This window comes from Albidovulum sp., from assembly GCF_049646345.1.
GTDB lineage: Bacteria > Pseudomonadota > Alphaproteobacteria > Rhodobacterales > Rhodobacteraceae > Albidovulum.
Map to the genome: position 1 here is coordinate 1 of NZ_JBARVQ010000803.1, position 2,878 is coordinate 2,878.

The following is a 2,878-nucleotide window of genomic DNA, read 5'->3' on the forward strand; positions in this document are numbered from 1 at the left end:
GTTTTCCGCCTCGATCACGGCGGCCGAGGCGGGCAAGCGCGTGGCGCTGATCGGTCACGGGCTGATCGGCGGCACCTGTGTGAACGTGGGTTGTGTGCCGTCAAAGGCGATGATCCGCGCGGCGGAAGCAATCCACGGGGCGAAAGCTGCGCGACGGTTTCCGGGGCTGTCCGGGGCGGCACAGGTCGATGACTGGTCGGCGCTGATGGCGGGCAAGGACGCCTTGGTCTCTGGCCTGCGGCAAAAGAAGTATGCTGATCTGCTGCCCAGCTATGAGGGGATCACTTACCTCGACGAAGGCGCGGCCCGGCTTGTCCCTGGTGGCGTTCAGGTCGGTTCGCGCCTGATCCGTGCGCCCAAGGTCATCATCGCCACCGGTGGCCGCCCCGCCCTGCCTCCTATTCCGGGAATCAAGCAAGTGCCCACGCTGGACAGCACGTCACTTCTTGCGCTGGAAACTCTGCCGGAAAGCCTGATCTTCCTTGGCGGCGGCTATATCGGCGCGGAGCTGGCGCAGATGATGGCGCGGATGGGGGTCAAGGTCACCATGGTGTGCCGCTCGCGCCTTTTGCCGCAGGCCGAACCCGAAGTGTCCGAGGCTCTGACAAAGGTGTTCCGGGAAGAGGGGATCACGATGCATTGCGGCGTGACCTATGACGCCTGTCACCTTGCTGGCGCGCGCGCGGTGCTGTGCATCGAGGAAGGCGGCAAGCGGCTGGAATTGACGGCAGACCATCTGGTGGTGACCGCCGGGCGCAGCCCCAATACCGAAGGGCTGGGTCTAGCGGACATAGGGGTCGAGACAGACAGGCGCGGCGCAATCGTTGTGGGCGACGACATGCAGACCACCCGCCCCGGCATCTATGCCGCAGGCGATGTGACCAACCGCGATCAGTTCGTCTACATGGCCGCCTATGGCGCGAAGCTGGCTGCACGGAACGCCATGGGCGGCGCGGAACGCTATGACAATGGCGCGATGCCCTGGGTGGTGTTCACCGATCCGCAGGTGGCGGGCGTGGGGCTGAGCGAGGAACAGGCCGTTGCAGCCGGGTATGACGTGAAAACCAGCGTTCTGACGCTCGACAACGTGCCCCGAGCGCTCGCGGCCCGTGACACGCGCGGTGTCATAAAGCTGGTGGCGGATGCAGAGACCGATAGGCTCTTGGGCGGTGTGATCGTGGCCCCGGAGGGAGCGGACAGCGTCCAGACGTTGGCCATGGCGCTGAAATTCGGCATGACCACCAAAGCCCTCGGTGACACCATCTTCCCTTACCTTACCACGGTCGAGGGGCTGAAACTCGCCGCTCAGACCTTCGACAAGGATGTGGCTAAGTTGTCCTGTTGTGCGGGATAGGCGCGAGAATGCGACCCTGCTTATGATAGCAATGCGCGCTTCACCACGTCTGGCTCTTTCTGGATCAGCCGCAGCAGGGTCGCAGCTGGTCCGCTGACACGGCGCTGGCCTTGTTCCCACTTCCGGTAGCCCGACAGGCTCATTCCCATCAAAGGGGCCATCTGCGCTTGCGTCAGATGGGCCTGTTCCCGCACTTCCCGCGGGGCAATGGGATCGTGGACAATGGCGGGGCCTTCGCCCTTCGCGTGAGAAAGGGCCTCGGTCATTGCCTGGATCAGATCGTCGCCAAAGGTGCTCATCTCTTTTCCTTCCGGGTTGCCTTGAATGCCGCCGCCAGCGCGGAAACGGCGCGTTTTTCGTCGGGCGTCATGTCGCCCTGATCATTCTTCGCATAGGCCAGAAGGGCGTAGAGCGGCATGGTATCATCCAGGTAGTAGTAGATGATACGTGCCCCTCCCCTCTTGCCGCGCCCGGAGGCCGCAAAGCGAACCTTGCGAACCCCGCCCGTTCCGGGGATCTCGTCCCCTGCCAAAGGGTTCTCCGCCAGAAAGTCGATCAGCTCCCGCTTCTCGTCTTCGCTGAAGAGCTTTTCCGTCTGGCGGGTGAAGATCGGGGTCTCTGCTACCGACTGCATGGCTGAATATACCCCATTGGGTTACTATTTTCAAGTGTCATGCGGTGATTGACCTTTCCGGAACCAAGGCGCTAACCGAAGAGGCGTTTCCAGAAGCCTTTTGGCCTCTGGTCGTTCAAGAGTGCCAGAACGCGGCCTTCGGAGCTGTCGAGGCGCTTTCGTAGATCCTCCACGGTATCCGTCAGATGGCGCTTCTGCTCTTCCAAGCCGTTCTTCCGCTCTTCCATCACGGCAAGTTCTTTTTCCAGATCAGCCATGCGTTGCAATGCGTTGAAATCTGGGGGTAATCCTGCCTGTTGCGCGCTGTTGCGTATTGTTGCATCGCCTCTTTGTGCAACGCGTTGCGCGACAGGTTGGAAAACTCTGTGAAGCTCTGATGGGTCTATTTCATATGACCCATTCTCACCCTTGGGCGCAGAAATCTTCCCGCTTTTTATGGCGCGCTGAATGGTTGCCTTGTTCTTGCCGGTGGCCGACGCTGCTTCTGAAAGGGTGTATTTCATTGTGTTGCTGGTCCGTTGCGCATCGTTGCAATGTTATGCTGTGCGACGCGTTGCGCCGTTGCAAGTCTTTTCCTATCGGCGCAGACTTTCCTGCTTCTTGCAGTATGCCACAAAGGCTGCACCGGCATTCTTGGGTGGGTTCCCTTTTGCAGCTTCGGCCTTGGCGAAGGCCATCCAGTCCGACCGTAGGACGTGGTAGTCTCTGCCCTTCTCGCGGGCGACCTCGCGGGCCTTCTCCTCGGACCATTCCGGCAGCCGGATATCAGGTGCCAGCGCGGTAGAGGCGGACCGTGGCCGGAAGATTACCAGGTCGTCAGCCATCAGCTCGATCTTGTAGAACGGCGTGCAATCATCTTCGATGATCTGCCGGAGGTTTAGCCGGAACTT

Annotated in this window: 4 protein-coding genes and 1 pseudogene; 1 reads left to right on the plus strand and 4 read right to left on the minus strand. The window is 61.1% G+C overall.

Features of this window, described 5'->3' with window-relative positions:
- Positions 1-1,354, plus strand: a 1,354-nt coding sequence (gene merA / locus WBB85_RS21055) for a mercury(II) reductase (protein ID WP_432640537.1), incomplete at its 5' end; no start/stop codon positions are given.
- Between the two features lie 20 nt (positions 1,355-1,374).
- On the opposite strand, the gene WBB85_RS21060 is transcribed toward merA, so the two are convergent.
- From WBB85_RS21060 to WBB85_RS21075, 4 genes and pseudogenes are all read right to left on the minus strand, one after another.
- Positions 1,375-1,653 (minus strand): helix-turn-helix domain-containing protein, encoded by a 279-nt coding sequence (locus tag WBB85_RS21060; protein WP_432640538.1) that lies wholly within the window; start codon positions 1,651-1,653, stop codon positions 1,375-1,377.
- Positions 1,650-1,988, minus strand: a complete 339-nt coding sequence (locus WBB85_RS21065; RefSeq protein ID WP_432640539.1) for a type II toxin-antitoxin system RelE/ParE family toxin — start codon at positions 1,986-1,988, stop codon at positions 1,650-1,652. Before WBB85_RS21065 ends, WBB85_RS21060 begins: the two co-directional genes overlap by 4 nt.
- Before the next feature lie 71 nt (positions 1,989-2,059).
- A complete protein-coding gene (locus WBB85_RS21070; RefSeq protein WP_432640540.1) occupies positions 2,060-2,491 on the minus strand; it encodes a hypothetical protein in 432 nt (143 codons plus the stop codon).
- 72 nt (positions 2,492-2,563) lie between these two features.
- Positions 2,564-2,878, minus strand: a pseudogene (locus WBB85_RS21075) (replication initiator protein A); the annotation flags it as partial.

Excerpts from the sequence above, each read along its gene's own strand:
- WBB85_RS21070 (WP_432640540.1), bottom strand. The coding sequence starts at position 2,491 with ATGAAATACACCCTTTCAGAAGCAGCGTCGGCCACCGGCAAGAACAAG.
- WBB85_RS21065 (WP_432640539.1), bottom strand. The coding sequence starts at position 1,988 with ATGCAGTCGGTAGCAGAGACCCCGATCTTCACCCGCCAGACGGAAAAG.
- WBB85_RS21060 (WP_432640538.1), bottom strand. The coding sequence starts at position 1,653 with ATGAGCACCTTTGGCGACGATCTGATCCAGGCAATGACCGAGGCCCTT.